This is a genomic window from Mesorhizobium sp. C372A (genome assembly GCF_030323245.1).
GTDB lineage: Bacteria > Pseudomonadota > Alphaproteobacteria > Rhizobiales > Rhizobiaceae > Mesorhizobium.
In genome coordinates this window covers 2,925,245-2,952,118 of sequence record NZ_CP100475.1, presented here as the reverse complement: position 1 = coordinate 2,952,118, position 26,874 = coordinate 2,925,245, and the positions used below count along the sequence as shown (strand labels likewise).

The window sequence follows — 26,874 nt, the reverse complement described above, 5'->3', positions numbered from 1 at the left end:
CTTAGCGTTTTCCGACACGCCCTAGGCGCGAACGGACCAGAGCGTTTCCAAAAAAGTGTGACACGGTTTTCTCTGCACAAGCGCGCGGCGCTTCTCAAGCAATTTGCCTCGAAATCAAGAGATGACGGGGGTTTCAACGTGTCTGTAGAACGGTTGATCGCTCTAGGCCTTTTGTCCGGGTTGGCATGGCCGGACACGGGCGGCTAAGGCTGGAAATGTGATTGCACGTCTTCGCTGCCGGGGGGCTGGCCGGAGGACGAGGAGGATGGCGCTGAATTTCGAATATATTGCCGGCCATCCGGCGCTGCACCGTCATGTCGAGGCGCAGTCGAAGGCGTTGCTGCATATCTATGAAACGAGCCCACGCCTGGCCGCCGTGTTCGCCACGCAACAGCGCTGGTTGCTGGCTCACACCGGCCTAGCCCTGCATTTCGCCCGCGACCCGCGCGATCCCCGCACGGAACTGACACTGGCCCGCTTCATCGATGCCGTGCTTCACTATTCCGTCGCTAGCCGCAACACGGCCGAAGCCTTCATCAAGGAGATGCTATACTATCACATCATCGAATACCTGCCGCACACCGGTGATGGACGAGCCCATCCCTTTCAGGTGACGGCAGCGACGCTGAAGGAATTCGACGGCTGGGTGGTTGCGCATCTGCGCACGCTCGACGGTCTCGACAGCGGCAACCGCCTCGCCGCGTTTCTCGAGCAGCACGGCATGATTGCCAGGCTGCAGCCGCTGGTGGCGGAAGGCTTGCTCTCCTCCAACCCTGTGCGTGAGCCCAAGCAGACGTTTTCGCTGTTCATCTGGCTCAACAATGGCGGCATCGTCATGGATTGGCTGATGTCCGGCATCGATCCCGACAATGCCGGCCTCGACCGGATCCCGACCAGCGTGGTTTCGATCGGCGAATTCGCCAGTTGGCTAAAACTCTCGCGCACCCATCTTGCGCGCAAATTGCGCGACGCCGAAAAGCTCGGCAGCGTCGGCTGGATGGGCAAGCGCGGGCATTCGGTAATGTGGGTCTCGAACAGCTTCTACCAGGAATACATGACCGTGCAGGCCGCCAAGCTTGCCGTTATCGATGCCGCGTTCGAGGCCTGCCGACCGGCGTCGCCGCACGCTGGCTGAACGTTCGGCGCAGACGCTGTTGCGCAGCCGGTCGTGCCGACCGCGAGGACCCGTCCGGGCGCATGGCCGAGGTGGCCTTTCCGCCGTCGGGATACGGACATCTGGACAGCGGGGGCGAAGCCTGAAAGCGGAACGATCCGCGCGAGCGGCAGCGATCCGCCCGACGGGTTCGGGTGGATCAACTGGTCAAAAGCCGGGCGCAGCATCTCAATCGATGTCGAATGACACGCCCTGCGCCAGCGGCAGCGCCTTGGAATAGTTCACCGTGTTGGTGGCGCGGCGCATATAGGCCTTCCAGGCATCGGAGCCGCTCTCGCGGCCGCCGCCGGTTTCCTTCTCGCCGCCGAACGCGCCGCCGATCTCGGCGCCCGACGTGCCGATGTTGACGTTGGCGATGCCGCAATCCGAACCATCGACGCCGAGGAAGCGCTCGGATTCCTGCAGGTCGCGGGTGAAGATCGACGACGACAGTCCGGCGCCGACCGCATTGTGCTCGTCGAGCACGGCATCGAAATCGGAATATTTCATCACGTAGAGGATCGGCGCGAAGGTTTCTTCGGTGACGGGAGCCACCTGCTTCGGCATTTCGACCAGCGCCGGATGCACGTAATAGGCATCGGGATGGCCATTCTCGACCCGCGAACCGCCGGTCAGCTTGCCGCCGTGAGCGGTGGCTTCCTTGAGCGCCTTCTGCATGGCGTCGAAGGCCGCCTTGTCGATCAGCGGCCCGACGAGCGAAGACGTCTCCAGCGGATTGCCGACCGAGACGCTCTCATAGGCCTTCTTCAGCCGCGGCAGCAGCGCGTCATAGACGCTGTCATGCACGAACAGGCGCCGCAGCGTCGTGCAGCGCTGGCCGGCGGTGCCCATGGCGCCAAAGGCGATGGCGCGCAGCGCCATGTCGAGATCGGCGGTCGGGCAGACGATGCCGGCATTGTTGCCGCCGAGTTCGAGCACGGCGCGGGCAAAGCGCTTGGCCAGACGCGGGCCGACATCCCGGCCCATGCGGGTCGAGCCGGTGGCCGAAACCAGCGCCACCTTCGGGTGGTCGACCAGGATCTCGCCGACGGAGCGGTCGCCAATCAGCACCGGTGCCAGGCCCTGCGGCGCATCTGCGCCGAAGCGCTTGACCGCGCCGGCAAAAATCGCCTCGCAGGCGAGCGCCGTCAGCGGCGTCTTTTCCGAGGGCTTCCACACCACGGCGTCGCCGCAGACCAGCGCGAGCGCCGCGTTCCACGACCACACCGCGACCGGGAAGTTGAAGGCCGAAATGACGCCGATGACGCCGAGCGGATGCCAGGTCTCCATCATGCGATGTCCCGGACGCTCGGTGGCGATGGTTAGACCGTAGAGCTGGCGGGAAAGGCCGACGGCGAAATCGCAGATGTCGATCATTTCCTGGACTTCGCCGAGGCCTTCCGACGGGATCTTGCCGACCTCGATCGACACCAGCCGGCCGAGCTCGGTTTTGTGCGCGCGCAACTCCTCGCCGAGCAGCCGCACCAGTTCGCCGCGCCGGGGACCCGGCACCATCCGCCAGGCCTGGAACGCCGTGTGCGCGGCATCGATGGTCTTGGCCGCATCGGCCGGCGAAATCGTCTTCAGCGCCGCGATCTGTTCACCCGTCACCGGACTGCGCACGACGAGGTCGCCGCCGGTCAGCGCGTCCTTGGCCACACCCAGTTTCGCCAGAAGTTCGGCCGTTTCCTTCGCTATCGTCATTTTTGTCCCTTTCAGATCCGCTCGCCATCATAGGGCGGCGGTCGAGCCTTGGCGCCATTATCGCCCGCATGCCGCAGGCGCTGTCATGGCGTGCCATTACTCGTTTCAGGGGAAAATCGCCACCCCGGCATGGTCCAAGCCGAGATTGCACGATTGAGCCAGAGGAGGAACAGGCTTAGTGCGCTGTCTTCGCCGGCGCCTTCACGGCTCCGTCTCGCATCAGCCGGTCGATATGCATGCGGATATGGGCGGCTTCCGCTGCCGTGTTGGCCAACGCAATGGCGCGATCGAAGGCGACACGCGCCTCTTCGCCACGGCCGAGCTGCATCAACAGACCGCCCTTGAGGCCGAAGAAGTGGAAATAGCCGGACAGCCTCTCGCCAAGCGGCTCGATCATGGCAAGGGCAGCTTCCGGCCCGCGCACCTTGGCGACCGCAACCGCGCGGTTCAGCGTCACCACCGGCGAAGGTTGCATCGCCTCCAGCAGGCTGTAGAGCAGGTCGATCTCGGTCCAGTCGGTCTCCTCGGGGGTTGCCGCCCGCGCATGAAGGGCGGCGATCGCCGCCTGCACCTGGTAGGGTCCGGGCTTCTGGTGGCGCAGGGCCTTGTCGACCAGCGCCAGGCCTTCGTCGATCATCTTGCGGCTCCACAGCGAGCGGTCCTGGTCGTCGAGCAGCACGATCTCGCCATTCTCGTCGAAGCGGGCCGGCGCGCGCGCATGCTGCAGCAAAAGCAATGCCGTCAGGCCCATGATCTCCGGTTCGGTCTGGAACAGCCGCAGCAACAGGCGCGCCAGCCGGATCGCCTCCTCGCAAAGCGGCGCACGCGCCGGCGCCTCGCCGCTGTTGGTGGAATAACCTTCGTTGAAGATCAGATAGACCATGGCGGCAACGGCGGCGAGCCGCTCCGAGCGCTCGACCGCGCCGGGCGTCTCGAACGGCACGCCGGCATCGGCGATGCGCGCCTTGGCGCGCGTGATGCGCTGTTCCATGGCGCTTTCGCCGACCAGGAACGCACGCGCGATCTGCTTGACGGTGAGACCGGAGACGATGCGCAGCGCCACCGCGATCTGCTGCGTAGGCGGCAGATCCGGATGGCAGCAGATGAACAAGAGCCGCAATATGTCATCGCGGTAGTGCGCGCCGTCCAGCCGTTCGGCGATATCGCTCTCGGCATCTTCCAGGTCCGAGATCTGGTCCTCTTCCGGCATCGGCGCCTGCTTGGCGCGCTTGCGCACCGCGTCGATGCCGGTGTTGCGGCCGACAAAGATCAGCCAGGCCGCAGGATCGCGCGGCGGCCCGTTCTGCGGCCAGTTCTTGAGTGCCCTCAGGCACGCGTCCTGGAAAGCTTCCTCCGCCGTATCGAGATTGCGGAAATAGCGCAGCAGCGCACCCATAGCCTGCGGGCGGGCAGCGCTGATCGCCGAGCTTATCCAGGCGAGGTCTGTCATGTGGCTACTCTGGTTGGGTTGAAGACGGAAACCGGTCGGATCTCATAGGATCCGCCGCTGGGATTGACCTCGGAAAGCTCGCGCGCGAAGTCGACGGCTTCGTCGAGATCGGCGCATTCCAGCGTGTAGAAGCCGAGGAACTGTTCCTTGGTCTCGGCAAACGGGCCGTCGATGACGACCGATTCGCCCTTGACCTTGCGCAGCGTCGTCGCGGCGGTGGTGGGCAAAAGCCGCGCCACCGGCCCAAGCCGGCCGGCTTGAGCATATTTTTCCTGCACATGCATGAGCTTTGCCATGACCTCGTCATCCTGTGCCTTGCTCCAGGAGGAGACGACATCTTCGGAGGCATAGCAGAGGATAGCGTAGAGCATGGGACGTCCTTTTCTGTCTCAAAGGACGAAACAGTAGGGCCTGTGCCGACATGGCGTCGACAAAAAAGTTACGCCATTTTTGTCAGCCTTCGCTTGCCTTCAACCATCTCAGCACAAGAGCCTCTTCATCATCGAGACCGTCGATCGCTCGCTTGCGCTTGTTGGCCTCGGTCATTTCGCTAAGCAGCCGCCCTTCCACCCAGGCTTCGAAAACCTGTGGATGGATGTAGCATTTGCGGCAGACGGCGCGTGTGTTGCCGAGCCGCTCGGCCACCTTGTCGATGACCGCGTTCATCACACGCTTGGTCTGCGCCTGGCTTTCGGGAAGCTCCGTCCGCGCAAACAGCGACGCGGCATGGATGGTGCCGCCCCAGGTGCGGAAATGCTTGGAGCTGAAATTGGCGCCGATCGCGTCGCGGATATAGCGGTTGACATCGTCGGAGCGCACTCCATGCCTCTCGCCGTCCTCGTCGAGATATTGGAACAGTTGCTGCCCCGGAATATCCTGCGCGCCGCGCACGACCCGGGCGATGCGGCGGTCGACCAGCTTCAACTTCCATTCCTTGCCGGACTTGCCCTTGAAGGCAAAGCGCAGGCTGGATCCCTTGATGTCGACGTGGCGGTCGCGTAGCGTCGTCAGCCCAAAGCTCTTGTTGTCGCGGGCATAGGCGGCATTGCCGACTCGGATCATCGTGTTGTCGAGCAGCCAGACAATTGCCGCCACGACGCGCTCGGCCGGCAGGCCACGGCGGCGCAGATCGGCATCGATCCGGCGGCGCAGTTCCGGCAGGCTTTCGGCAAAGGCGACAAGGCTGGAGTATTTGGCGCCGTCGCGCTCGGCGGCCCACAGCGGATGGTAGCGGTACTGTTTGCGCCCGCGCTGGTCGCGGCCGGTCGCCTGGATGTGGCCGGCGGGATCGGGCGAGATCCACACATCCGTCCATGCCGGCGGAATGGCCAGCGCCTTGATGCGGGCAATGGCTGCCGCGCCGACGGCCTGTCCTTTCGCGCCCTTGTAGGAAAAGCCTTCGCCCGCCTTCAGGCGCCGGATCCCCGGCTCGCTGTCGCTGATATAGGTGAGCGAGGCCTGTTCGGCAGCGGTCTGCGCGCCGTTCTTCGGCGCTCCATCGTCCCCCTGTCCGGCAGCCGACCGGCCGGATGGCGTCCCAGATTTGTCCAGCATGCCCGCTCCACGAGATTTTTCTCGTAGATAAGCGCCAGGCCGACTGCTGGTTCCGCGCTCAAGCTTTTTCGAGCGCGACCGGGATGACGTCGACGGCCTGGTCGCCGACCTGGCCGCCGGTGGTTTTCAGCACGCCGACGATCGGAGCCACGTCGGAATAGTCGCGGCCATAGCCAACGGTGATGTGGTCGTTGCTGGCCCGCATGCCATTGGTCGGGTCGAATTCCTGCCAGCCGGCATCGCGCCCACACCACACCTTGACCCAGGCATGCATGGCATCGGCGCCTTCGAGCCGCGGCTTCCCTTTCGGGGGAATGGTGCGCAGGAAGCCGCTGACATAACCCGCAGGAATACCTAGCCCGCGCAGGCCGGCGATCATGATGTGGGAGAAGTCCTGGCACACGCCCCGCTTCAAACGGAAGGCATCGCTGGCCCCGGTACGCACCGTGGTCGCTTCCCCGTCATAGGTGAAGTCGCGGTGGATGCGGTTGCACAGATCGATGGCCATGCCGACCGTCGAGCCGCCGGCGCTGTCGCGGGCATAGGCGGTGATCGCCGCATCGATGCCGGCATGATCGCTGGCGGCGAGAAAGTGATGCGGTGCATCCGGCGCCAGTGACCGTACGGCGCCGAGTTCTTCCCGCAGGCGCTGCAGATCGGGCGACACGTCGAGCCCAGGCTCCGGCCGTGACACCGACACGCGCGCGCTCATTCTGATGTCGAGCCCGTCATGGACGTCGCGAAAGGCGATCGCGGTGACATTGTTGCCGAAGAAATCGGCAAAATCCGTGCGCTCCGATGGGGCCGGCACAAACGAAAGCGAGGCCGCGATCACGCGCTGCACGCCGGCAATGGTCGGCGGCAATACACGCACCTGATGCCGGCTGCCACCGGCCGCGGCGTCATAATCGTAGCTGAGATGAAGCCTGATATCGTACAGCATGTTAACCGAAATACGCTTTAGCCAGGCTGCTATAGAGGTTGCCGATCTCAGTTGCGAGATCGTCCAGCACCTCCGCCGACATCTCCGATGGCTCCATGACGGCAATTGCCGTGTTGAGCTGCAGGATTTCCTTGGCCGCGACCGACATATGCCCCTCCGGCCCAACCGATGGCAACAGGCCGATCTCCGCCTTCAGCCGTTCGAGCTGGAACAGGATCGAGCGCGGGTTGAGTGGGTCGAGCGCCAAGAGGTCGATCACCGTGCGCCGTCCGGCCCGCACCGGATATTGCCGGCGGTGGGTCATGACGCTGTCACCGATCTCCAGCATCATGTCGAGCGAGCCGTCCGGCGCACCAGACCTTGTCAGTCGGGCTAGCGTACGGGCGATCTGGATGCCGCGCTCGATCCGCCGGCCGATCTCGAGGAAACGCCAGCCGGTGAAACGGTACATATTCTCGTGCAACAGGCCGGAAAAGCCGGCGAGCTTGCGCAGCATGACCGTCATCGCCCGTGTCGCGTCGTCACCCGGCGCCACCGTGGTGGCGAACTGATGAATGGTCTTCGACAGGTCCTTCAGCGCCAGCCAGCCATCGGGCGAAAAGCGGTCGCGGATCTGTCCGGCGCTGTAGACGGCGCTGTCCAGCGTGCCGATCAATCCGGGCGGAATGGCCGCTTCGAGATCGACGCCGAAGGGTTCGAGATAGTCCCTTATATCGGCGAGCAGCAGCATGTCAGGATCGGACGTCTCGGCCAGCCGCACATGATAGGCGCGCAGGATGCGAACCGTATCCTCCGAGCGCTCGATATAGCGGCCGAGCCAGGTCAGGTTTTCCGCCGCGCGGCTGGGCAGGCTGCCCGGCATGGTGCGGACAAAGCTGTCATGCTCCTGCGGCAGCAGCGTCTCGCGCTCGACCGACCGGTCGCTGACCACCCAGACGTCGGCCGCCTGGCCGCCGCGCTGCATGGCGATGGCCGTCGGGTCGAGCGAAAGGCCGACACGGGCGAAACCGCCCGGCATTACCGTCCAGCCATCGGGCGTGCGCGCGAGATAAACGCGCAGGCTTGCCGGTCGCGGTTCCAGCCAGCCGCCGACATAGACCGGCGTCGTCGACAGCGTCACCGCTTCCTGGCCGACGAAACCGCTGCCATCGCTCTCGATGCGCGCGATCAGCGCGATGCGTTCCTCCGGCGTCAGTGCCGAACCGAGCCTGGTCTGGCCGTCATCCTCGAAGGCCAGCCGCGTCGACAGCGCCGGACCGATCACCATGCGATCGATATTGGCAAGCACATGGGCCCGTTCGGTTGCTTGCCCGCACCACCAGGTGGCGACGCTTGGCAACAGAAGTTCTTCGCCGCGCAATGCGCGCGAAATCTTCGGCAGGAAGGCGAGCAGCGCCCGGGTTTCCATCAAGCCCGAACCCAGCGCATTGACCGTCGAAACCGTGCCGCGGCGGGTCGCCTCGACCAGCCCCGGGGTGCCGATATGCGAGTCTGGCCGCAGTTCCAGCGGATCGGCGAAGGCGGCATCGAGCCGCCGCCACAGCACGCTGATCGGCATCAGCCCCGAAACCGTGCGCACCATAAGCTTGCCGCCGGCGACGGTCAGATCCTCGCCCTCGAGCAGCATGATGCCGAGATAGCGGGCGATATAGGCGTGCTCGTAATACGTCTCGTTGAGCGGCCCCGGCGTCAGAATGGCGACGCGGCCGTCATTCTCCTTCGCCATGCCGATCAGAGCATCGCGAAAGCGACGGAAGAAACCGGCCAGGCGATGCACATGCATCTCGCCATAGATGTCGGACAAAGCCCGCGTCGTGGCGACGCGGTTTTCCAGCGCAAAGCCGGCGCCCGACGGCGCCTGCGTGCGGTCGCCCAGCACCCACCAGCTTCCATCCGGCCCACGGCCAAGCTCGAAGGCGCAAAAATGCAGGAAATGACCGCTGGCCGGCATGGTGCCGACGACGGGGCGCAAAAATTCGGGGCTCGCCGCAATCAGGCCTGCCGGCAAGATTCCCTTCTCGATCAGCCGGTTCGGGCCATAGATATCAGCGACTATCTCCTCGAAAAGGTCGGCGCGCTGGACGAGACCGGCGCTGATCCCGGCCCATTCCTTGTCTTCGATCAGCAGCGGGATATGCGCCAGCGGCCATTCGCGCTCATTGGCGCCGGCCTTGTCATAGACGCGGTAATAAACCCCGGCGTCGCGCAGATACTGGTCGGCGCGGGCAAAGCGCTGGCCGAGCTTTTCCGGGCCCAGCTCCTCCAGCGCCTCGATGAAGGGCGCCCAGGCCGGACGCGGATGGCCCGAAGCATCGACCATCTCGTCGACGACGCCGTCAATCGGCTGGTAGTGCTCCAGCAGACTGTGCCTCAGCGGCTTGCCGCGGACCTTTTTCTGATTCCCCTTTGCCATCGCTGATCAGAGTCTTGCTGGCCGCCTGAGGTCAAGGGTCATGGGGAAGTCTTCAGAGGCTTCTTCATTGCGCAGCACATAGGCCGACGGCGTATGGCCGCGAGGCTCGAAGCGGGCGAGACGCCGCGCCTCGGCCTCATTGCCGTTGACCGGGAACGTGTCGTAGCTGCGCCCACCTGGATGCGCGACATGGTAGACGCAGCCGCCCACCGCCCGCCCCGACCAACGGTCGTAAATGTCGAAGACCAAAGGCGTGTTGACCGGCAGCGCCGGATGCAGGCCCGACGAAGGCTGCCAGGCCTTGAAGCGCACACCGGCCACCGCGACCTCGCGATTGTCGGTGACCTTCATCGGCACGATTCGGCCATTGCAGACAATGGCATGACGTTCCGGGTTGAGGCCTTCGGTCCTGACCTGCAGCCGTTCGACCGAGGAATCGACGAAGCGCACGGTGCCGCCGATGGCGCCTTGCTCACCCATCACATGCCACGGCTCCAGCGCCTGCCGCAGTTCCAGCTTGATGCCGGCATGCTGGACTTCGCCGCAGAACGGAAAGCGGAACTCCAGCTGAGCATCGAACCATTCCGGCCGGAATTCGAACCCGTTGAGCTTGAGGTCGTCGAGCACGTCGAGGAAATCCGCCCAGACATAGTGCGGCAGCATGAAACGGTCATGGAGCGAGGTGCCCCAGCGCACGAAGCGGCCATCAAGCGGGTTCTTCCACGCACGGGCGATGATGGCGCGCACCAGCAATTGCTGCGCCAGCGACATGCGCGCATTGGGCGGCATCTCGAAACCGCGGAACTCGACAAGCCCAAGCCGGCCGGTCGGGCCATCGGGCGAAAACAGCTTGTCGATGCAGATTTCCGAGCGGTGCGTATTGCCGGTGACGTCAGTCAACAGATTTCGGAACAGTCGGTCGACCAGCCAAGGCAGCGGTGCGTTGCCCTGGTCGGGATGCGGCACCTGCGCCATCGCGATCTCGAGTTCGTAAAGCGAGTCATGCCGCGCCTCGTCGAAGCGCGGCGCCTGGCTGGTCGGGCCGATGAACAGGCCGGAGAATAGATAGGACAGCGACGGGCGCCGCTGCCATTGTAGCACCAGGCTCTTCAACAGATCGGGCCGGCGCAGGAACGGGCTGTCATTGGGCGTTGCGCCGCCGACGACGACATGGTTGCCGCCGCCGGTACCGGTGTGGCGGCCATCGATCATGAACTTGTCGGCGCCAAGCCGTGTCTGCCGTGCTTCCTCGTAGATCGCCGTCGTCGTCGCCACGCAGTCCTGCCAGTTGGCAGCCGGATGGATGTTGACCTCGATGACGCCGGGATCGGGTGCCACCCTGATGACGTTGAGGCGCGGATCGTGCGGCGGTCCATAGCCTTCGATATGCACGGGAAGGCCGATCGCCTTGGCCGCGTTTTCTGCGGCTGCGACGAGCTCCAGATAGTCTTCCAGCGCCTCGACCGGCGGCATGAAGACGCACAGCCTGCCGTCGCGCGGCTCGACCGAAAGTGCTGTACGCACCGCGCCGCCGATCTCGGTGATCTCCTGCTCGACCCGGTCTTGCTGACCGGTCGTCGCAGTGAACGATACCGCCTGCTGGCGCCGCGCCATCTCGTCGGCGCCTTCCAGTTCGGCCGGAGCCGGTTCTGGCAGTATGGCTTCCCGCGCCGGCAGCGGTCCACGCGGCAGCGACGGATCGACCGGCACGATATAGGGGAACTGCGCCGGCGGCACATAGGGCAGCGTGCCCAGCGGCAGGCGGTAACCGACAGGGGAATCGCCCGGCACCAGGAACAGCCGCCCGCGCCGTGTCTTCCACTTCTCCGAGCGCCAGCGCGGGTCCGAAGCCTGGCTGTTCCAGCGCTGCACCGGCAGCACGTAGCCGGACGGCTTGGTCAGCCCGCGCTCGAACACTTTCGCCATGCGGCTGCGCTCTTCGGGGTCTTCCAGCTTGGAGTTGGACGGATCGACATTGTCGGGCAGCTTGCCTTCCTTCAGCAGCCATTCGGCCGGGTCCTCATAGGCCTCGCTGACCATCGCCTTGTCGATGCCGAGTTCGCCGGCGATTGCCGTCAGCAAGCTTTCGGCTTGCTGCGGCCCGACCTCCGCATCGCTCTTTTCGTGTGCGATCAGCGACGGATCGCTCCACACCGGCTGGCCGTCGGTGCGCCAATACAGCGAGAAGGTCCAACGCGGCAGGCTCTCGCCCGGATACCATTTGCCCTGGCCGTAGTGGAGGAAGCCGCCCGGCGCGAAGCGTTCGCGCAATTTGCGGATCAGCGCATCGGCCTTTTCGCGCTTGGTCGGGCCGACGGCGGCGGTGTTCCACTCGGCGGACTCGAAATCGTCGATGGAGACAAAGGTCGGCTCGCCGCCCATGGTCAGCCTGACGTCGCCCGCTTGAAGTGCGGCGTCGACCTTGTTGCCCAGCGCATCCAGCGCCTGCCAGCTTTCGTCCGAGAATGGCTTGGTGATGCGCGGATGTTCGGCGATGCGGTCGACACGCATGTCGAAGCCGAATTCGACATTGGCGAAGCTCGCCATGCCGGAAATGGGTGCGGCGTTGCGGAAATGCGGCGTGGCCGCCAGCGGCACATGGCTTTCGCCGGTGAGCAGGCCGGACGTCGGATCGAAGCCGATCCAGCCGGCGCCCGGCAGATAGACCTCGCACCAGGCGTGCAGGTCGGTGAAGTCTACGGCGGTCCCGGCTGGGCCATCGAGCGCGACCAGATCGGGCTTCAGCTGGATCAGATAGCCGGAGACGAAACGAGCGGCGATGCCGAGATTCCTGAGGATTTGCACCAGCAGCCAGCTCGAATCCCGGCACGATCCCTTTTTCGCGGCCAGCGTTTCCTCCGGCGAGAACACGCCGGTTTCCATCCGCACGATATAGGCGATTTCGCGCTGCAGCCGCGCATTGAGGTCGACGACGAAGTTGACGGTGTTGGTGGCGCTACGGTCGATGTTTGCGAGGAAAGCAGACAGCAGCGGCCCCGCCGGCTCCGGCGTGCGGTAGATGGCGAGATCGTCCCTGATGTGTTCGGGGTACTCGAACGGGAAGGTCTCGGCCGATGGTTCGACGAAGAAATCGAACGGATTGTAGACCGTCATGTCGGCGACGAGGTCGACCTCGATCTTCAATTCCGTCACCGGTTCCGGGAAGACGAAGCGGGCGAGGAAATTGCCGTAGGGGTCCTGCTGCAGATTGACGAAGTGGTTCGCCGGCCCGACCTTCAGTGAATGGCTGAGCACCTTGGTGCGGGAATGCGGTGCCGGCTGCAGCCTGATGACCTGGGGCCCGAGAACCACCGGCCGGTCATATTTGTAATGGGTCAGGTGGTAGACGGCTGCCAGTATTGCCATGGGGCCCCGGAGATCGGCGTTTCTTCAGCCGAACCCTGACACATCTATTGGCCATTCTCCAAGCAGAGATGTTGCGCTGCACCTAAATTAAGCACCCGAAGCCGGCTACGCTGTGTCGAGATTCAGGTCAGGCCGAGTCGAAAATGGCTGATACCGAGAACCGGAGCAGAGCGTACTTTTCGTACGCGAGCACCGGAAGCGCAGGCATCGGCCATTTGCAGGCCGGCCTCACCTGAACATCGGCACAGCTTTAGAAAAACGCCTGTATCCCCGTCTGAGCCCTGCCAAGGATCAGCGCATGCACGTCATGCGTACCTTCATAGGTGTTGACCGTCTCCAGGTTCTGCGCGTGGCGCATGACGTGGTAGCCGATCTGGATGCCGTTGCCGCCATGCATGTCGCGGGCCTGGCGGGCGATGTCGAGCGCCTTGCCGCAATTGTTGCGCTTGACGATCGAGATCATCTCCGGTGCCATCTTGCCTTCATCCATCAGCCGCCCGACGCGCAGCGAGCCCTGCAAGCCGAGCGCAATCTCGATCTGCATGTCGGCGAGCTTTTTCTGGAACAACTGCGTGCCGGCGAGCGGCTTGCCGAACTGCTTGCGGTCGAGTCCATACTGCCGGGCCCGGTGCCAGCAATCCTCGGCGGCGCCCATCGCGCCCCAGGAAATGCCGTAGCGGGCCCGGTTGAGGCAGCCGAATGGGCCGCCGAGGCCCCTGGCGTTGGGCAGCAGCGCGTCTTCGCCGACTTCGACGCCTTCCATCACCACCTCGCCGGTGATCGAGGCCCTAAGGCTGAGCTTGCCGCCGATCTTCGGCGCCGACAGCCCCTTCATGCCCTTCTCCAGCACGAAACCGCGGATTTCGTCCTTGCCGTTGTCGCCCTTCAGCTTCGCCCAGACCACGAACACGTCGGCGATCGGCGCGTTGGATATCCACATTTTCGAGCCGGAAATCCTGTAGCCGTTCGCGGTCTTCTCGGCCCGCGTCTTCATACCGCCGGGATCGGAACCCGCATCCGGCTCGGTCAGGCCGAAACAGCCGATCCATTCGCCCGAAGCCAGCTTCGGCAGGTATCTCTTGCGCTGCTCTTCCGTGCCATAGGCATGGATGGGGTACATCACCAGCGACGATTGCACCGACATCATCGACCGGTAGCCGGAATCGACCCGCTCGACCTCGCGCGCCACCAACCCGTAGGTGACGTAATTGGCGCCGAGCCCGCCATATTCCTCAGGGATGGTGATGCCGAGCAGGCCGGCCTCGCCCATCTCGCGAAAGATGCCGGCATCGGTCTTTTCCTCGAGATAGGCCTCCTCGATGCGCGGCGCGAGCTTGTCGGCGGCAAAGGCGGCCGCGCCATCGCGCACCATGCGCTCATCCTCGGAAAGCTGGTTCTCGATCAGGAAGGGGTCTTCCCAAACGAACGCGTTCTTGTCGGCGGCCATGGCTTCGCTCTCTCCCAAAATCTTGAAGTGCTCGGGCTTATCCGCCTTCGCTTCGGAAAAATCAAACAAAATTGCATCACAGGTCAATGAGGTTTAGTAATGGATCATGAACGTCCAACGCCGGCTTTTACCCAGCACCAGCGCCCTTGCCGCCTTCGAGGCCGTGGCCCGCCTTAGCTCCTTCACCGCTGCCGCCCAGGAACTCGATTTGACCCAAGGGGCCGTCAGCCGCCAGATAGCACTTCTGGAGGAACAGTTCGGCCGCCGGCTGTTCGAGCGCGACAGCCGCAATGTTCGGCTGTCCACGGCGGGCGAAATCTATGCCGAAGCCGTGCGGGCGGCACTCGGGCAATTGCGCGACGCCGCGCTCGGATTGATGAGCAATCGGCATAGCGGCATGCTGAACCTCGCCATACTGCCGACCTTCGGCACGCGCTGGCTGATGCCGCTGATCCCGGATTTCGTCGCAGAGAACCCTGACATCACCATCAACTTCGTCACCCGCATAGGCCGCTTCGACTTCGCCCGCGAGCGGCTCGACGCCGCCATCCATCATGGCCAGCCGGACTGGCCGGACGCAGATTCCACATTGTTGATGCGCGAAACCGTGATGCCGGTGGTCTCGCCAGACTTCCTTGCCAGCCGCGATATCACCACGGCGGCCGAGATCAGCCGCCTGCCGCTGCTGCACATGGCGACGCGTCCCGGGGCCTGGGGCGAATGGTTCGAGGAACAGGGCTTGAGCGCACCGATCGGACCCGGCATGCAGTTCGAGCAATTCGGCACCGTTGCCCAAGCCTGCATGGCGGGGCTTGGCGTCGCGCTCCTGCCGCAAGTTCTTATCGCCGGCGAATTGCAGCGCGGTCAGCTCGTGCCGGCGCCGGGACAGCCGATGCAAAGCCGCAGCGCCTACTACCTCGTCGTCCCGAACGACAAGCGCGGCCACCCGCCCGTCGTCAGCTTTCGCGACTGGCTGCTGGGCCAGGTTGAGAAGGAACCGGCCGTTCTGGCCTGGTAGCTACTTCCGCTTCATCGGCTCGGTTTCCGGCTGGAAGCGCAGCGTTTTTGCGACTTGCGTTCGGCAACTTTCGCATCGAGCTTGCTTTTGATCCGGGCGAAAGCCTGGTCTCCATCGACCGAACTGCCACTCGCCATGCCCTCGTCCCAAAGACGCCCCAACTCTTGGACACTCACTTTCTCGAAACTTGCCATATCGCGCGTATCTCCACACAAGGATGGTAGATAACGCTCTAGCGATTGCAAGGAACCATTCGAGGCTACTTCCGCTTCAAGGCATCGGCCAGTGCAGCGCCAAACGCGCCTCGCTGTGCCGGTCCTTCCGGCTGACGCTGCGGCATCGGCGAAGGTTGCGCCGGCTTGCCGCCGCCATTGTCGCGCGGCCCCTTCGGCGTCCCGCCCTCGCCGCCGTCCTTGCGCATGGACAGCGCGATGCGCTTGCGCTTGATGTCGACATCGACGACCCGCACCTTCACCACATCGCCCGCCTTCACCACCTCATGCGCGTCCTTGATGAAACGATCGGCCAGTTGCGAGACATGCACCAGCCCGTCCTGGTGCACGCCGATATCGACGAAAGCGCCGAAGGCCGCGACATTGGTGACGGTGCCTTCGAGAAGCATGCCGGGCTTCAGATCCTTGATATCGTCGACGCCGTCGGCAAAGGTCGCCGTCTTGAAGCCGGGGCGCGGGTCGCGGCCGGGCTTTTCCAGCTCGGCAATGATGTCGCGCACCGTCGGCAGGCCGAAGCGTTCGTCGACGAAGACTCGCGGATCGAGCGCCTTGAGCGCTGCGCTGTCGCCCATCAGCGAGCGCACATCGCGGCCGCAGGCAGCGACGATCTTCTTGGCCACGCCATAGGCTTCCGGATGGACCGACGAGGCGTCGAGCGGCTCGCTGCCATTGGCAATGCGCAGGAAGCCTGCGGATTGTTCGAACGCGCGCGGTCCAAGCCGCGCCACCTTGAGCAGTTCCTTGCGGCTGGCGAACGGCCCGGTCGCATCGCGATGCGCGACAATGGCATCGGCAAGCGACGCGCCTAGGCCTGACACGCGGGCCAAAAGCGGCGCCGAGGCGGTGTTGAGATCGACGCCGACAGCATTCACCGCGTCCTCCACCACCGCCTCCAGCGAGCGGCCAAGCCGGTACTGGTCGACATCATGCTGGTACTGGCCAACGCCGATCGATTTCGGCTCGATCTTGACCAGTTCGGCGAGCGGGTCCTGCAGGCGCCTGGCGATCGACACCGCACCGCGCAGCGACACGTCGAGCCCGGGAAACTCAGCCGCCGCTGTCGCCGAGGCCGAATAGACCGAGGCGCCGGCCTCGCTGACGATCACCTTGAGCGGCTTTGGCCCACCATCCGAAGGCATGTCGGACAGCATGTCGGCGACCAGCTTTTCAGTCTCGCGGCTGCCGGTGCCGTTGCCGATCGAAATCAGCTCGACCTTATGCTGGCGGATGAGTGCTGCGAGCTGGGCCTGTGTGCCGCGCACATCGTTCCGCGGCGGAAATGGATAGACGGTCGTCGTCGCCAGCACCTTGCCGGTGCCATCCACGACAGCGACCTTGACGCCGGTGCGGATGCCGGGATCGAGTCCCATGGTCGGCCGCGAGCCGGCGGGTGCTGCCAGAAGCAAATCCTTGAGGTTGCGTGCAAAGACATGGATCGCCTCTTCCTCCGCACGCTCGCGCAGGTCGCGCATCAAATCGAGCTTCAGGTGCAGCGAAAGCTTGATCCGCCAGGTCCAGCCGGCCACTTCCATCAGCCAGCGGTCGCCCGGCAGGCTGCCGCCGATGGCGTAGGCATTGGCGATCATCCGCTCGACCGGCTTCACCGGCGAGGCATCGTCGGCATCGACCTCGATGTCGAGCGACAACACCTCTTCGTTGCGGCCGCGCAGCATGGCCAGCGCGCGGTGGCTCGGAACATTTGCCCAACGCTCGACATGCTCGAAATAGTCGGAGAATTTCGCCCCGGCCTCCTGCTTACCGTCGACGACACGGGCACGCATGAAAGCGCGCTCCTTCATGTAGGTGCGAAGCTTGCCGACCAGATCGGCATTTTCCGCAAACTGTTCCGACAGGATGTCGCGTGCGCCTTCCAGTGCGGCCTTGGCGTCGGTCACATCCTCGGTCACATAAGCCAGCGCCGCCTCGGCGGGCACCAACGACCGGTTGGCCAAAATAGCCTCCGCCAATGGCCCCAGCCCGCGCTCCCGGGCGATCTCGGCCTTGGTGCGGCGCTTGGGCTTGTAGGGCAGGTAGATGTCTTCCAGTTCAGCCTTAGTGGCGGCAGCCACAATTTTGGCCTCTAGTTCCTCGGTCAGCTTGCCCTGCTCGCGGATCGAACCGAGAATGGTGTCGCGGCGCGCATCGAGTTCGCGCAGATAGGCCAATCGCTCGGCAAGGTCGCGCAATTGGGTGTCGTCGAGCCCGCCGGTGACCTCCTTGCGGTAGCGCGCCACGAACGGCACCGTCGCGCCCTCATCGAGCAGCCCTATAGCTGCTGATGCCTGCTCCGGCCGCGCCCCGATCTCTGCCGCGATGATGGATGCGATGCGTTTGCTGTCTGCTGCCATGCTGGTCCCTGTCGCAAAGAGCGGCGACCATAGGCGCTGATGTCCGTCACGCCAACCGCAGTGTTCTCAAGCGTCAAAGAGGTCCACAGGAAAGCGCCTTGCTTTGGCTCGTCCTCAGACCATCCCGCTCAGCGCCTCGAAAAAGGCAACGATCTCGCGTTCGAGCGGATAATCTTCAGGCACCGGCTGCGACCCCATTTTTGCAATCACCACTTCCATCTTCGGATCGACGTAGAGCCATTGGCCGTGGATGCCGATGCCGCAGAAAGCACCGTTTGCCGCACCCGTTTGGTACCACTTGTTGCGATAGCGGCCCTTCGGGAACAGATGCACCATCGTGCCGCGCTGCCAGGCCTCCGCGCTGCCGCCGGCAACGGTCGTATCGCGCACCCAGCCTTCCGGCACGATGCGCCGGCCATTGGCCGTGCCGCCCTGCCGCATCATCTCGCCGATACGCGCCAGGTCGCGCGGCGTCACCGAAATGCCGCCGGCGGTGCGCGCCGTACCTTCCATGTCGACGCCGATCGAAGCCTCGCTGACAGCACCCAGCGGTAGCCACAGTTTCTCGCGCATCAGGTCCGGGAAGCGCTGGCCGGAAGCTCGTTCGAGCAGCAGGCCGAGCAGATCGGAATTGGGCGAACGGTAGCGGAAGGTTTTGCCGTGCGGTTCTTCGAGCCGCTGCAAGGTCAGAATGAATTCGCGCAAGCTTTCAGTGCCGCCGCCCGGGTTCCACAGGGTGGCGCGACGGTAACGGGCAAAGGCGCTTTCGGGATCGAGATAGGCCTCCTCGAAGTCGAGGCTGACGCTCATGTCGAGCACATGCCGGCAGCTTGCATCGGCATAGGCCGAACCGACGGCTTCCGGAATGTACTGGGTCACCGGCGCTTCCGGGTCGAACACGCCCTCGCCTTCCAGTATTCCGGCGATGATCGCGGTGACCGATTTGCTGATCGAAAAGATGATGTGACGGGCGCCGAAATCCATATTGGGCGCGAACCAGTCGCCGATGACCTTGCCAGCCTTCATCACCGTCAGCGCGTCGCTGGTCGAACGTGTGAGGAATTCGGCCACCGTTTCCGGGGCGCTGGCGATCGAAACCTTTTCGCCGAGCAGGCCGCTCAGGTCCCGCACCGGCGCTTCGACGCTTCCCGGCGTCGCCGCCACGGGAGCGGTCGGCACCAGTTCGCCAAGGTTCTGGAATGACCAGCGGTTGAAGGGGTTTTCGCGCCAGTTGGAGAGCAGCACCTCATTGCGGGCAAAGCCGTAGCGGATCTCGAACGCAGTCTTGCCAGTCATGAACGTTTCCTCGGAGGGATGATTTGTTGTGGGTCAACCAAGCGCCTTGGCGATGGCGTGCACCGCCTTCAGCGTTGCCACCGAATAGGCGACATTGCTGAAATCCGGATAGCTTGAAAGCTTGACCACGACCATGCCGGTGTCCCAGTCGATATGGATCATCTGCCCGAACACGCCCCGGCACATCAGCGCGCGTGAGCGCGGGTCTTCGATCCAGAACTGGTTGCGATAGCTGCCTTCGGGCAGGCTCGGATTGAAGTCCGGCCCATGCCTGCCGTTGCGCGTCGCCTCGACCCAGTCGGCCGGCACGATGCCGCGGCCCTTGTCGAGGATCAGCTGGCCGAAGCGGGCGTAATCGCGCAGCGTCGCGTTGAAGCCGCCATCGGCCAGCGCATAGCCGGCGCTGTCGACCGTGAAGCAAGCGCTTTCGTCGGCGCCGAGCTTTTGCCACAGCTCCTCGGACACCAGCTGCGCCAGCCGTTTACCGGTGACCCGCTCCATGATGAAGGCAAGCACGTCGGTCTCGATCGAGCGGTACTCGAACGCGGCGCCATGCGGCCGCACCTTGTCCTTCAGCTGCAGGATCAACTCGAACAGATGCGGCGGCCATTGGAAATCCGGATCGCTGTCCGGCGGCACCGGCTTCCAGCCCGTGGCGACATCAACCTGGCCGATGTCGGAGTAACGGTCGGTGTATTCCTCGGAAAAGCGCACGCCGGTGGTCATATCGAGCACATGCTGCACGCTGGCGCCGTCCCAGCCGGTCGCGCCGAGCTCCGGCAGATAGGCGGTCACCGGTTTGGCCGGGTCGATCAAGCCGCGCCCAACCAGAATACCGAACACGGTGCCTGTTACCGACTTCGCCATCGACTGCGACAGATGCAGCGTGCGCTCGGCCATGCCGTTGAAATAGCGCTCATAGGCGACCTTGCCGTCTTTGAGCACCAGGAAGCCGTCCGTGTAGGTCTCGTCGAGCAGGCCAACGAGCGTCGTCGGACGGCCCTTGCTGTCTTCCACCGGCAGCGCGTCGAGATCGGTCTCTGCGCGCTCAAGACGATGGCGATGGCCGTTACCGCGCCAGACCTCGATGGTCGGCAGGAATTCGCGGATGTGTTGGAAGGCCCAGCGATTCCATGGCGGCCGGTCCCAGTCGAGCTTCGGCAGCACCATTTGAGGCGGCGAGCCCTGCATGATCGACGGCCGCGGATCGCTGTTGCGATAGGAGTCCATGAAAGCCATTCCGGAAAAGAAAAGACCCGGCGGCGCATGCCGCCGGGTCTGTCAGACTGCGGTTATTTCTGCAGTTCGGTCCAGATCTTGGTGTAGATGTCCTGGATCTCAGGCGCGCACATCTTCTGGAATTCGCCTTGTGCCTTCGCAGCCTCCGGAATGACGACTTCCGGGGCATCCTTCATATCGGCCGGCATGTACTTGTCCGAGCCGGTAATGGCGTTTGCGTAGCGATGGAAGGCCGAGAGGCCGGCCGCGTTTTCCGGATCCATGATGAAGTTCTGGAACAGCTTGGCGTTCTCGACATTTTTGGCTTCCTTGAGAACGACGACGTTATCGCTCCACAGGCCGTAGCCTTCCTTCGGATAATTGTAATGGATGGCCGGATTGGCCAGCCGCTGACGCAGCGCCGAACCGTTCCAGTCGCTGGTCGCCTTGAAGTCGCCGGCGCCCATCTTTTCGATGGTGTTGTATTCCATGGCGATCCAGTTCGGCTTGGCCGCGACAAGCGTGTCGCGCACCTTCTTCAGCACCGTCTTGTCGTCGGTGCACTGCTGGCCGCCGACATATTTGATCGCCGCGAAGATAACGTCATTCATCTCGGGAACGACATTGGTCTTGCCCTTCAGCTCGTCCGGCGTGTTGAAGATGATGCCCCAGCTGTCGGCTGGTCCCTTGTAGGCATCGGTGTTGACGACGACGCCGACGGTGCCCAGCGCCCACGGCACGGAATATTTGCGGCCGGGGTCGAAGTCTGGATTGGCCCATTCCGGCGCCACGTTCTTGAAGTTCTCCATCTTGCCCGGATCGGTCTCCTGCACGAGGCCCTCCTTGATCCAGATCGGCACGTAGGTTTGCGACGGAACGGCGATGTCGAAGCCGGTGCCGCCCTGGCGTACCTTGGCGAGCGCCGTATCGTTGGAATCGTAATCGGTGATCGTCACCTTGACGTTGTATTTGGCTTCGAACTTTTTGATCACATCGGGGCTGGTATAGTTGCCCCAATTGTAAATGTTCAGCTCGCCATCGGCGCGGGCCAGGCTCGTCGTTGCGAGCAGCGCCAACCCGATGGCGGCTGTCGTTGTTTTCCAGTTCATGGTTTTAGCTCCCATTTGTCGGTTCAGTCTCTTTTCCTGCTGACGAAGAAAAACAACGTGACGATCGCGACCGAAAGCAGCAGGAAGGCGGTCGATATCGCGTTGATCTCAGGCGTGATGCCGCGGCGGATCTGGCCGAGCATGTAGGTGGGCAGCGTATCCTGGCCGCCCGATTTGACAAACTCGGTGATGACGACGTCATCGAGCGAGATGACGAAGGCCAGCATCAGTCCGGCCAGTATGCCGGGCCACAAAAGCGGCAGCGTGATGCGGCGGAAGGTCTTCCAAGGCGTCGCGTACAGATCGGCGGCCGCGCGCTCCAGCGTCAGGTCCATGTTTTCCAGCCGCGCCCGGATCGGCAGATAGGCGAACGGGATGCAGAACGCCGTGTGCGCGGCGATCAGATAGCCAATGCCGGAATAGCCGGTGAAGATCTTGATGCGCGAGAAGAAGATCAGCAGCGCCACGCCGGTGACGATCTCGGGCACCATCAGCGGCTGGTTGATCGCCGCATATTTGAAGGTGAGGCCCGGATAGGACGCGGTGCGCGTGGTGGCGAGCGCGGCCATGGTGGCAAAGATTGTCGACAGCACCGCAGCGACGGCGCCGATCTGGAACGAGCGTAGCGTCGCGTCGATAACTTGCACGTTCTGCCAAGCCGACTGGAACCAGCGCATCGAAAAGCCGCCCCATTCGGACGTCGAGTTCGCCGCGTTGAAGGCATAGGCGACCAGCACGATGATCGGCAGATAGAGCACGATAAAACAGGTCGCAGCGATCACCGTGAAGCCGGTCTGGTGCTTGATGGAAAAGTTCTTAGCCATGCCGCGCCCCCGACTTGCCGGCATTGCGCACATAGGCAAGCAGCGCCACCATGACGATGATCATCACCGTGATCGACAGCGCCGAGCCGAGCGGCCAGTTGCGGCCTTGGCCGAACTGCAATTCGATCAGGTTGGACAGCATCATATTCTTGCCGCCGCCAAGCACGCTCGGCGTCACATAGGCGCCAAGGGCTGGAATGAAGACCAGGATGGAGCCGGCAATGACGCCGGGTTTGACCAGCGGGAAAATGATCTTCCGCAATACATTGAAACGGGTCGCGTAGAGGTCGTAGCCCGCCTCGACGAGGCGAAAATCAAGCTTCTCCATGCTGGCATAGATCGGCAGCACCATCAGCGGCAGATAGACATAGGCCATGCCGATCAGAATCGCCGTGTCGGTGAAGAGAATCTGCACCGGCGCTGAGACGATACCAAGCTTCATAAGGATGGTGTTGATGATGCCTTCGTTGCGGATGATCTGCAGCACGGCGAAGGTGCGGATCAGAAGGTTGGTCCAGAACGGAATGGTGATCAGGAACAGCCAGAGATCCCTGGTTTTCTCGCTGCGCGTCGCCATGAAATAGGCGGTTGGAAACCCCAACGCCAAAGTGGCGATCGTCGTTATCACCGCCAGCTTGATCGAGCGCCAGAAGATGGTGACATGCGCTGCCGCAAGCGAAAGCGTATCGTCGAAAATGTCGCGTTCCATGAACACCGACAGCCAGGCATCGGGCGAAAACTGCCACTTCACATCGCCATAGGGGCCAGGCGTCAGGAACGAGTAGATCAGCACGATCAGCAAGGGGCCGGTCGCGGCGAGGAAGATCACCAGCAAGGCTGGCGCTGACAGCAGCCAGCGGTCGCGCACATCGCGCCGCTCCGCTGCCTTGGCGACTTGTTCCGCGGCCGCCATGATCAGTCCTTCAGCACTTGCGCGGCGTCGTTGCCGATCATGATGCCGATCTGGCCGCCCTGCACGAAGCCGTCACCGGCGCCGCGGCTGTTCTGACGCCGCACGATGAACGGCTCGCCACCGGCAAGGCGCAGATGGAAGTGCGTGTCGGTGCCGAGATAGACGATGTTTTCGACGGTGCCGGACAGCGAAGCGATCGGGCTGGCCGTGCCCAACTGCGCATGCTCTGGACGCACGACGATGGTGACCTTGCCGCTGGGGCTGAAGCCTTCCGGCAGCGAGGCTGGGATTTCCACACCAGACGGCAGCTTCACCGTCGCCCGGCCACCAGTCGCGCTAACCACATCCGCCTTGAGGAAGTTCGACTCGCCGATGAAGTCGGCGACGAAACGCTCGGCCGGCCGGTCGTAGATGTCGCGCGGCGAGCCGACCTGCAGGATTTTGCCCGACGACATCACCGCGATGCGGTCCGACATGGTCAGCGCTTCCTCCTGGTCGTGGGTGACGAAGATGAAGGTAATGCCCGTCTCGTGCTGCAGCCGCTTCAATTCGATCTGCATTTCCTTGCGCAGCTTGTAGTCGAGCGCCGAGAGCGGTTCGTCGAGCAGGAGCACCTTGGGCTGCGGCGCCAGCGCCCGGGCGAGCGCCACGCGCTGCTGCTGGCCGCCGGAGATCTGGCTGGTTCGGCGACCCGCCAGCGCCTCCATCTTCACCAGTTTCAGCATCTCGGCGACGCGCGCCTTGATCTCGGCCTTCGGCTTGCCCAGCATTTCCAGGCCAAAGCCGATATTGTCGGCGACCGTCATATGCGGGAACAGCGCGTAGGATTGGAAGACGGTGTTGACCGGCCGCTTGAAGGGCGGCAACGGCGCGATGTCCTGACCGTAGAGGAGGATTTCGCCGGCGGTTGGAAAGTCGAAGCCGGCAATCAGCCGCAGCAACGTGGTCTTGCCGCAGCCGGATGGTCCCAGCAGGGTGAAGAACTCATTCTCGCGGATGGATACCGAGACCGTATCGAGGGCAGCGACCTGCCCCTCACCCGATCCGAAAATTTTACTGACGTTTACGACTTCAATTGCATTCCGATCCGGTTTTTCCGGCACGATACGCCTCACTGTTGACCCCGCTCTTGCTGGCGGAGTTTTTCCCCTGTTCGATGTGACCACACGGCCGGTAGGTTGGCAAGTCCGGCATTGAATCACAGTTCAGTCGGTCATTTCGTCTTGCAAGCGGCAAGCTGTGCAAGCCGCATGCCATTGTCAGGCCTGGTAGGTGACCTTGCCACCGCAGACCGTCGTCACCGGTCGCAGCTTGTGCAGATCGGCGGGCGCCGTCTTCTCGATATCGGCCGACAAAACCACCAGATCCGCCATGTAGCCGGGTTTCAGAACGCCTTTGCGATGCTCGGCGAATTCGGCATAGGCGCCCTCGACCGTGTAGGCGGCAATCGCTTCCTGCAGCGAGAAACTCTGGTCAGGATCGCCTTCTGCCCATGGTTTGCGCTGCACTGCCGCCTGAATGCTCAGGATCGGGTCGATCGCCGCCACCGGCCAGTCCGAGGCGAACACGACATGGGCGCCGGCGCTTTTCAGGGTGCGCCAGGCATAGCTCAGCGGCCAGCGGGCCGGTCCGATGCGTGACACCGTCGGCTCCAGTGGAAAATCCATGGCGCCGGGCGGATGCGACGGCTGCATCGAGGCGATGACGCCGAGTTCGGCAAAACGCGGCACGTCGGCTGCTGTGGTGACCTCGATGTGCTCAACCCTGTGCCGGCTGTCGCGCTTGCCATTGAGCTTCTGCGCCGCCTCGTAACCGTCGAGCACTGCGCGCACCGCGCCGTCACCGATCGAGTGCACCGCGATCTGCAGCCCGCGTTTGTCGATAGCCACGGCGAGATCGATAAATTGCTGCGGCGTGAACAGCGGCTCGCCGACCCAGTCGGGACGATCCGCATAGGGTTCGACCATAACAGCGGTCCAGGAATCGAGCACGCCGTCATAGAACACCTTGACCATGCCCGATGACAGCCACTCACTGTGGTAGCGCTCGGCCATGACGGACGCCTTCTCGAGCATGTCGAGTGTCATGAAATTCTTGTAGTGGAACGGGATCTTGACGCGGCAGGGCAATCCCTCCTCGGCCTCGATCTCGGAAAGCAGTTCGAGCTGGTAGAGATTGCCGTCCATGTTCTGGATCGAGGTGATGCCGTGGCGCGCGCACCATGCAAGCCCGCGCCGCATGATGTCACGGTCAGCGGCCCGCTCGGCGGCCGACGTCATTGGGTCGGGCTCACCGCCGGTCGACAGCCCCAGCCGCACCCGGCTTTCGCCGGCAAGGTCGAGCACCGGACCGAAGGCCTCGCCCTCGCGCAATTCGCCCGCGGCCAGGCCGTCGCCACCCATCACGATCTCGTTGCCCGGACCGAGCGTGCGTCCCTTCAGGATGCCGGCTATCTCCAACGCCTTGGTGTTGGCCCACATCGTATGGTGGTCGGGCGCTGCCATGCAGAAGGGGCGGTCGGGCAGGATGGCGTCGAGATGATGGCGTGTCACCCGCTCGTCGCCGAGCACGGTGTAGTCGACGCCCTGGCCCACAAGCATTTTCGCCTCGGGCCGCGTCGTTGCGTAGTCGCGGATGGCGCTTTGAAGCGCCTCGAAGCCATGGATACCGCCGAGTTGAAGATGCGCGAGCTCGGCCCCTCCCGAGAACAGATGCATGTGGGCTTCGATGAAACCGGGCAGGACCGAACCGCCCTTGGCGTCGATCACCTCTGTGGTCGTTCCCTTGAGTTTTTCGATGGCGGCGTGGTTGCCGATGGCGATGATGGCGCCGTCCTTGACGGCAATCGCCTCGGCGGCGGGATTGTCATCGTCCATGGTCCGCACGCGACCATTGATGACGATCAGATCAGCATTTTGACCCGCACCCGTGACAGACATCGCGACTCCGCGCTTTTGACGACTGGCTGAGACCGACAACCCTCTTGTCCGACAAGCTGCCACTCCGCTGGAGCGGCGTTATCGGACGAAGACTGATGCCAGTGCGCTGCTTCGAAATTCCCCTTGTGATCTCTCAAAACAGCGTGGATAAAAGAATGCGACTAATTATTCGCGTTTGTCAACGTGCCGAATTTCGAATGTATTGTGGACAACACACCACGCCAATGTTGAGACCGGGACCTGTGTTGAAACCGGCAGGGAACGAAGGCATCAATCCGTGAAGCGCAGTCTCAGCCGCGAAACCAGGATGGCGCTCGAACCGCGCAAGCAGCCGCGGCAGGAACGGTCGAGCAAGGTGGTCGACCGGATACTCGACGCGGCTTTGATCCTGACGCGGGAGCAGGGAACCAAGACGCCGACGACGCTCGCCATTGCCCGGCGCGCGGGCCTGTCGGTCGGTTCGGTCTACCAGTACTTTCCCAACAAGGAAGCCATTCTCCTCGACCTCGCCCGGCGCTGGCTGTCGTCGTTTCCCGAGGTGATCGCCAGGCGCATCGAGGTCACCCCACCCACCAACCGCGACGAGTTTCGGCAGGAGGTGCGCAAGCTCTTCATCGATACCTCCAGAATATATCTCGAAAACGCCACCCTGATGCCGGTGATCGAGGCGATATCCGGCAATGCCGACCTCAGGCCGATCCAGGACGAATATGACGAGCAGATCATCGCGCTTTACGCCGCGTGGCTGCAGCATGTGAACCCGGCCCTTGAAGACAAGATCGCCAGCCGGCTCGGCGTGCTGATGATGGATGTCGGGCACGCCTGCCGGCTTGTGGGGTTGAAGCGGGATCGCAAGACATACGACCTCATCGAGGACGATGTGGAAAGAATGTGGCTCGCTTTGGTCACCCCCTATCTCAACCTTGACTGATTTCGCTATTTCGAG

The 26,874-nt window shown here is 63.6% G+C and carries 20 protein-coding genes; 3 read left to right on the top strand and 17 right to left on the bottom strand.

The window, feature by feature from the left end:
* Positions 1-265 precede the first annotated feature (265 nt).
* Positions 266-1,135 carry a hypothetical protein gene (locus NLY42_RS14025; protein WP_023754984.1) on the top strand — a complete coding sequence of 290 codons (870 nt, stop codon included), beginning with the start codon at positions 266-268 and terminating at the stop codon, positions 1,133-1,135.
* A gap of 207 nt (positions 1,136-1,342) precedes the next feature.
* On the opposite strand, the gene amaB is transcribed toward NLY42_RS14025, so the two are convergent.
* The 8 genes from amaB to NLY42_RS13985 form a co-directional block, all read right to left on the bottom strand.
* Positions 1,343-2,857, bottom strand: a complete 1,515-nt coding sequence (amaB, locus tag NLY42_RS14020; RefSeq protein WP_023754985.1) for an L-piperidine-6-carboxylate dehydrogenase — start codon at positions 2,855-2,857, stop codon at positions 1,343-1,345.
* Positions 2,858-3,032: 175 nt separating this feature from the next.
* Positions 3,033-4,307 carry an RNA polymerase sigma factor gene (locus tag NLY42_RS14015; RefSeq protein ID WP_023707663.1) on the bottom strand — a complete coding sequence of 425 codons (1,275 nt, stop codon included), beginning with the start codon at positions 4,305-4,307 and terminating at the stop codon, positions 3,033-3,035.
* Positions 4,304-4,678 (bottom strand): YciI family protein, encoded by a 375-nt coding sequence (locus tag NLY42_RS14010; protein ID WP_023671781.1) that lies wholly within the window; start codon positions 4,676-4,678, stop codon positions 4,304-4,306. The genes NLY42_RS14015 and NLY42_RS14010 overlap by 4 nt, the downstream gene beginning before the upstream one ends.
* An 82-nt stretch (positions 4,679-4,760) precedes the next feature.
* Positions 4,761-5,861: a DNA topoisomerase IB gene (locus NLY42_RS14005; protein ID WP_023686314.1), complete on the bottom strand. Its 1,101-nt coding sequence runs from the start codon at positions 5,859-5,861 to the stop codon at positions 4,761-4,763.
* A 58-nt stretch (positions 5,862-5,919) separates the two neighbouring features.
* A complete protein-coding gene (locus NLY42_RS14000; RefSeq protein ID WP_023754986.1) occupies positions 5,920-6,804 on the bottom strand; it encodes a transglutaminase family protein in 885 nt (294 codons plus the stop codon).
* Between the two features lies 1 nt (position 6,805).
* Positions 6,806-9,217 (bottom strand): circularly permuted type 2 ATP-grasp protein, encoded by a 2,412-nt coding sequence (locus NLY42_RS13995; protein ID WP_023754987.1) that lies wholly within the window; start codon positions 9,215-9,217, stop codon positions 6,806-6,808.
* 6 nt (positions 9,218-9,223) lie between these two features.
* Positions 9,224-12,583 carry a transglutaminase family protein gene (locus NLY42_RS13990; protein ID WP_023754988.1) on the bottom strand — a complete coding sequence of 1,120 codons (3,360 nt, stop codon included), beginning with the start codon at positions 12,581-12,583 and terminating at the stop codon, positions 9,224-9,226.
* Positions 12,584-12,833: 250 nt separating this feature from the next.
* Complete coding sequence (locus tag NLY42_RS13985; RefSeq protein ID WP_023754989.1) at positions 12,834-14,030, bottom strand: acyl-CoA dehydrogenase; 1,197 nt, start codon at positions 14,028-14,030, stop codon at positions 12,834-12,836.
* A gap of 106 nt (positions 14,031-14,136) precedes the next feature.
* Between NLY42_RS13985 and NLY42_RS13980 the strand changes: the two genes are divergently transcribed.
* Positions 14,137-15,048: a LysR family transcriptional regulator gene (locus NLY42_RS13980; protein ID WP_023754990.1), complete on the top strand. Its 912-nt coding sequence runs from the start codon at positions 14,137-14,139 to the stop codon at positions 15,046-15,048.
* Between the two features lie 11 nt (positions 15,049-15,059).
* Here NLY42_RS13980 and NLY42_RS13975 read toward each other — a convergent pair whose 3' ends face one another.
* The 9 genes from NLY42_RS13975 to NLY42_RS13935 all read right to left on the bottom strand — a co-directional run bounded on the left by NLY42_RS13975 (position 15,060) and on the right by NLY42_RS13935 (position 25,928).
* Entirely contained in the window at positions 15,060-15,242 is a 183-nt protein-coding gene (locus NLY42_RS13975; protein WP_023671771.1) for a hypothetical protein, read from the bottom strand.
* A gap of 65 nt (positions 15,243-15,307) precedes the next feature.
* Entirely contained in the window at positions 15,308-17,629 is a 2,322-nt protein-coding gene (locus NLY42_RS13970; RefSeq protein ID WP_023754991.1) for a Tex family protein, read from the bottom strand.
* A gap of 114 nt (positions 17,630-17,743) precedes the next feature.
* Positions 17,744-18,925 (bottom strand): serine hydrolase domain-containing protein, encoded by a 1,182-nt coding sequence (locus NLY42_RS13965; RefSeq protein WP_023754992.1) that lies wholly within the window; start codon positions 18,923-18,925, stop codon positions 17,744-17,746.
* 33 nt (positions 18,926-18,958) lie between these two features.
* Positions 18,959-20,155 carry a serine hydrolase domain-containing protein gene (locus tag NLY42_RS13960; RefSeq protein WP_023754993.1) on the bottom strand — a complete coding sequence of 399 codons (1,197 nt, stop codon included), beginning with the start codon at positions 20,153-20,155 and terminating at the stop codon, positions 18,959-18,961.
* Between the two features lie 62 nt (positions 20,156-20,217).
* Positions 20,218-21,252: an ABC transporter substrate-binding protein gene (locus NLY42_RS13955; RefSeq protein ID WP_023671767.1), complete on the bottom strand. Its 1,035-nt coding sequence runs from the start codon at positions 21,250-21,252 to the stop codon at positions 20,218-20,220.
* A 23-nt stretch (positions 21,253-21,275) separates the two neighbouring features.
* The gene (locus tag NLY42_RS13950) at positions 21,276-22,076 is read right to left on the bottom strand and encodes an ABC transporter permease (protein WP_023671766.1); all 801 of its coding nucleotides are present in this window, start codon (positions 22,074-22,076) and stop codon (positions 21,276-21,278) included.
* Positions 22,069-22,989 (bottom strand): ABC transporter permease, encoded by a 921-nt coding sequence (locus NLY42_RS13945; protein ID WP_023754995.1) that lies wholly within the window; start codon positions 22,987-22,989, stop codon positions 22,069-22,071. Before NLY42_RS13945 ends, NLY42_RS13950 begins: the two co-directional genes overlap by 8 nt.
* Positions 22,990-22,991: 2 nt before the next feature.
* Entirely contained in the window at positions 22,992-24,092 is a 1,101-nt protein-coding gene (locus NLY42_RS13940; RefSeq protein WP_023683467.1) for an ABC transporter ATP-binding protein, read from the bottom strand.
* A 156-nt stretch (positions 24,093-24,248) separates the two neighbouring features.
* Positions 24,249-25,928 (bottom strand): amidohydrolase, encoded by a 1,680-nt coding sequence (locus NLY42_RS13935; protein ID WP_023754996.1) that lies wholly within the window; start codon positions 25,926-25,928, stop codon positions 24,249-24,251.
* Between the two features lie 277 nt (positions 25,929-26,205).
* On the opposite strand from NLY42_RS13935, the gene NLY42_RS13930 reads away from it, so the two are divergent.
* Positions 26,206-26,859 (top strand): TetR/AcrR family transcriptional regulator, encoded by a 654-nt coding sequence (locus NLY42_RS13930; protein WP_023686329.1) that lies wholly within the window; start codon positions 26,206-26,208, stop codon positions 26,857-26,859.
* Positions 26,860-26,874 lie beyond the last annotated feature (15 nt).

Excerpts from the sequence above, each read along its gene's own strand:
- NLY42_RS14005 (WP_023686314.1), bottom strand. The coding sequence starts at position 5,861 with ATGCTGGACAAATCTGGGACGCCATCCGGCCGGTCGGCTGCCGGACAG.
- NLY42_RS13990 (WP_023754988.1), bottom strand. The coding sequence starts at position 12,583 with ATGGCAATACTGGCAGCCGTCTACCACCTGACCCATTACAAATATGAC.
- NLY42_RS13955 (WP_023671767.1), bottom strand. The coding sequence starts at position 21,252 with ATGAACTGGAAAACAACGACAGCCGCCATCGGGTTGGCGCTGCTCGCA.
- NLY42_RS13980 (WP_023754990.1), top strand. The coding sequence starts at position 14,137 with ATGAACGTCCAACGCCGGCTTTTACCCAGCACCAGCGCCCTTGCCGCC.
- NLY42_RS13975 (WP_023671771.1), bottom strand. The coding sequence starts at position 15,242 with ATGGCAAGTTTCGAGAAAGTGAGTGTCCAAGAGTTGGGGCGTCTTTGG.
- NLY42_RS14015 (WP_023707663.1), bottom strand. The coding sequence starts at position 4,307 with ATGACAGACCTCGCCTGGATAAGCTCGGCGATCAGCGCTGCCCGCCCG.
- NLY42_RS13995 (WP_023754987.1), bottom strand. The coding sequence starts at position 9,217 with ATGGCAAAGGGGAATCAGAAAAAGGTCCGCGGCAAGCCGCTGAGGCAC.
- NLY42_RS13965 (WP_023754992.1), bottom strand. The coding sequence starts at position 18,925 with ATGACTGGCAAGACTGCGTTCGAGATCCGCTACGGCTTTGCCCGCAAT.
- NLY42_RS13950 (WP_023671766.1), bottom strand. The coding sequence starts at position 22,076 with ATGGCTAAGAACTTTTCCATCAAGCACCAGACCGGCTTCACGGTGATC.
- amaB (WP_023754985.1), bottom strand. The coding sequence starts at position 2,857 with ATGACGATAGCGAAGGAAACGGCCGAACTTCTGGCGAAACTGGGTGTG.
- NLY42_RS13935 (WP_023754996.1), bottom strand. The coding sequence starts at position 25,928 with ATGTCTGTCACGGGTGCGGGTCAAAATGCTGATCTGATCGTCATCAAT.
- NLY42_RS14010 (WP_023671781.1), bottom strand. The coding sequence starts at position 4,678 with ATGCTCTACGCTATCCTCTGCTATGCCTCCGAAGATGTCGTCTCCTCC.
- NLY42_RS13970 (WP_023754991.1), bottom strand. The coding sequence starts at position 17,629 with ATGGCAGCAGACAGCAAACGCATCGCATCCATCATCGCGGCAGAGATC.
- NLY42_RS14000 (WP_023754986.1), bottom strand. The coding sequence starts at position 6,804 with ATGCTGTACGATATCAGGCTTCATCTCAGCTACGATTATGACGCCGCG.
- NLY42_RS14025 (WP_023754984.1), top strand. The coding sequence starts at position 266 with ATGGCGCTGAATTTCGAATATATTGCCGGCCATCCGGCGCTGCACCGT.
- NLY42_RS13985 (WP_023754989.1), bottom strand. The coding sequence starts at position 14,030 with ATGGCCGCCGACAAGAACGCGTTCGTTTGGGAAGACCCCTTCCTGATC.
- NLY42_RS13945 (WP_023754995.1), bottom strand. The coding sequence starts at position 22,989 with ATGGCGGCCGCGGAACAAGTCGCCAAGGCAGCGGAGCGGCGCGATGTG.
- NLY42_RS13960 (WP_023754993.1), bottom strand. The coding sequence starts at position 20,155 with ATGGACTCCTATCGCAACAGCGATCCGCGGCCGTCGATCATGCAGGGC.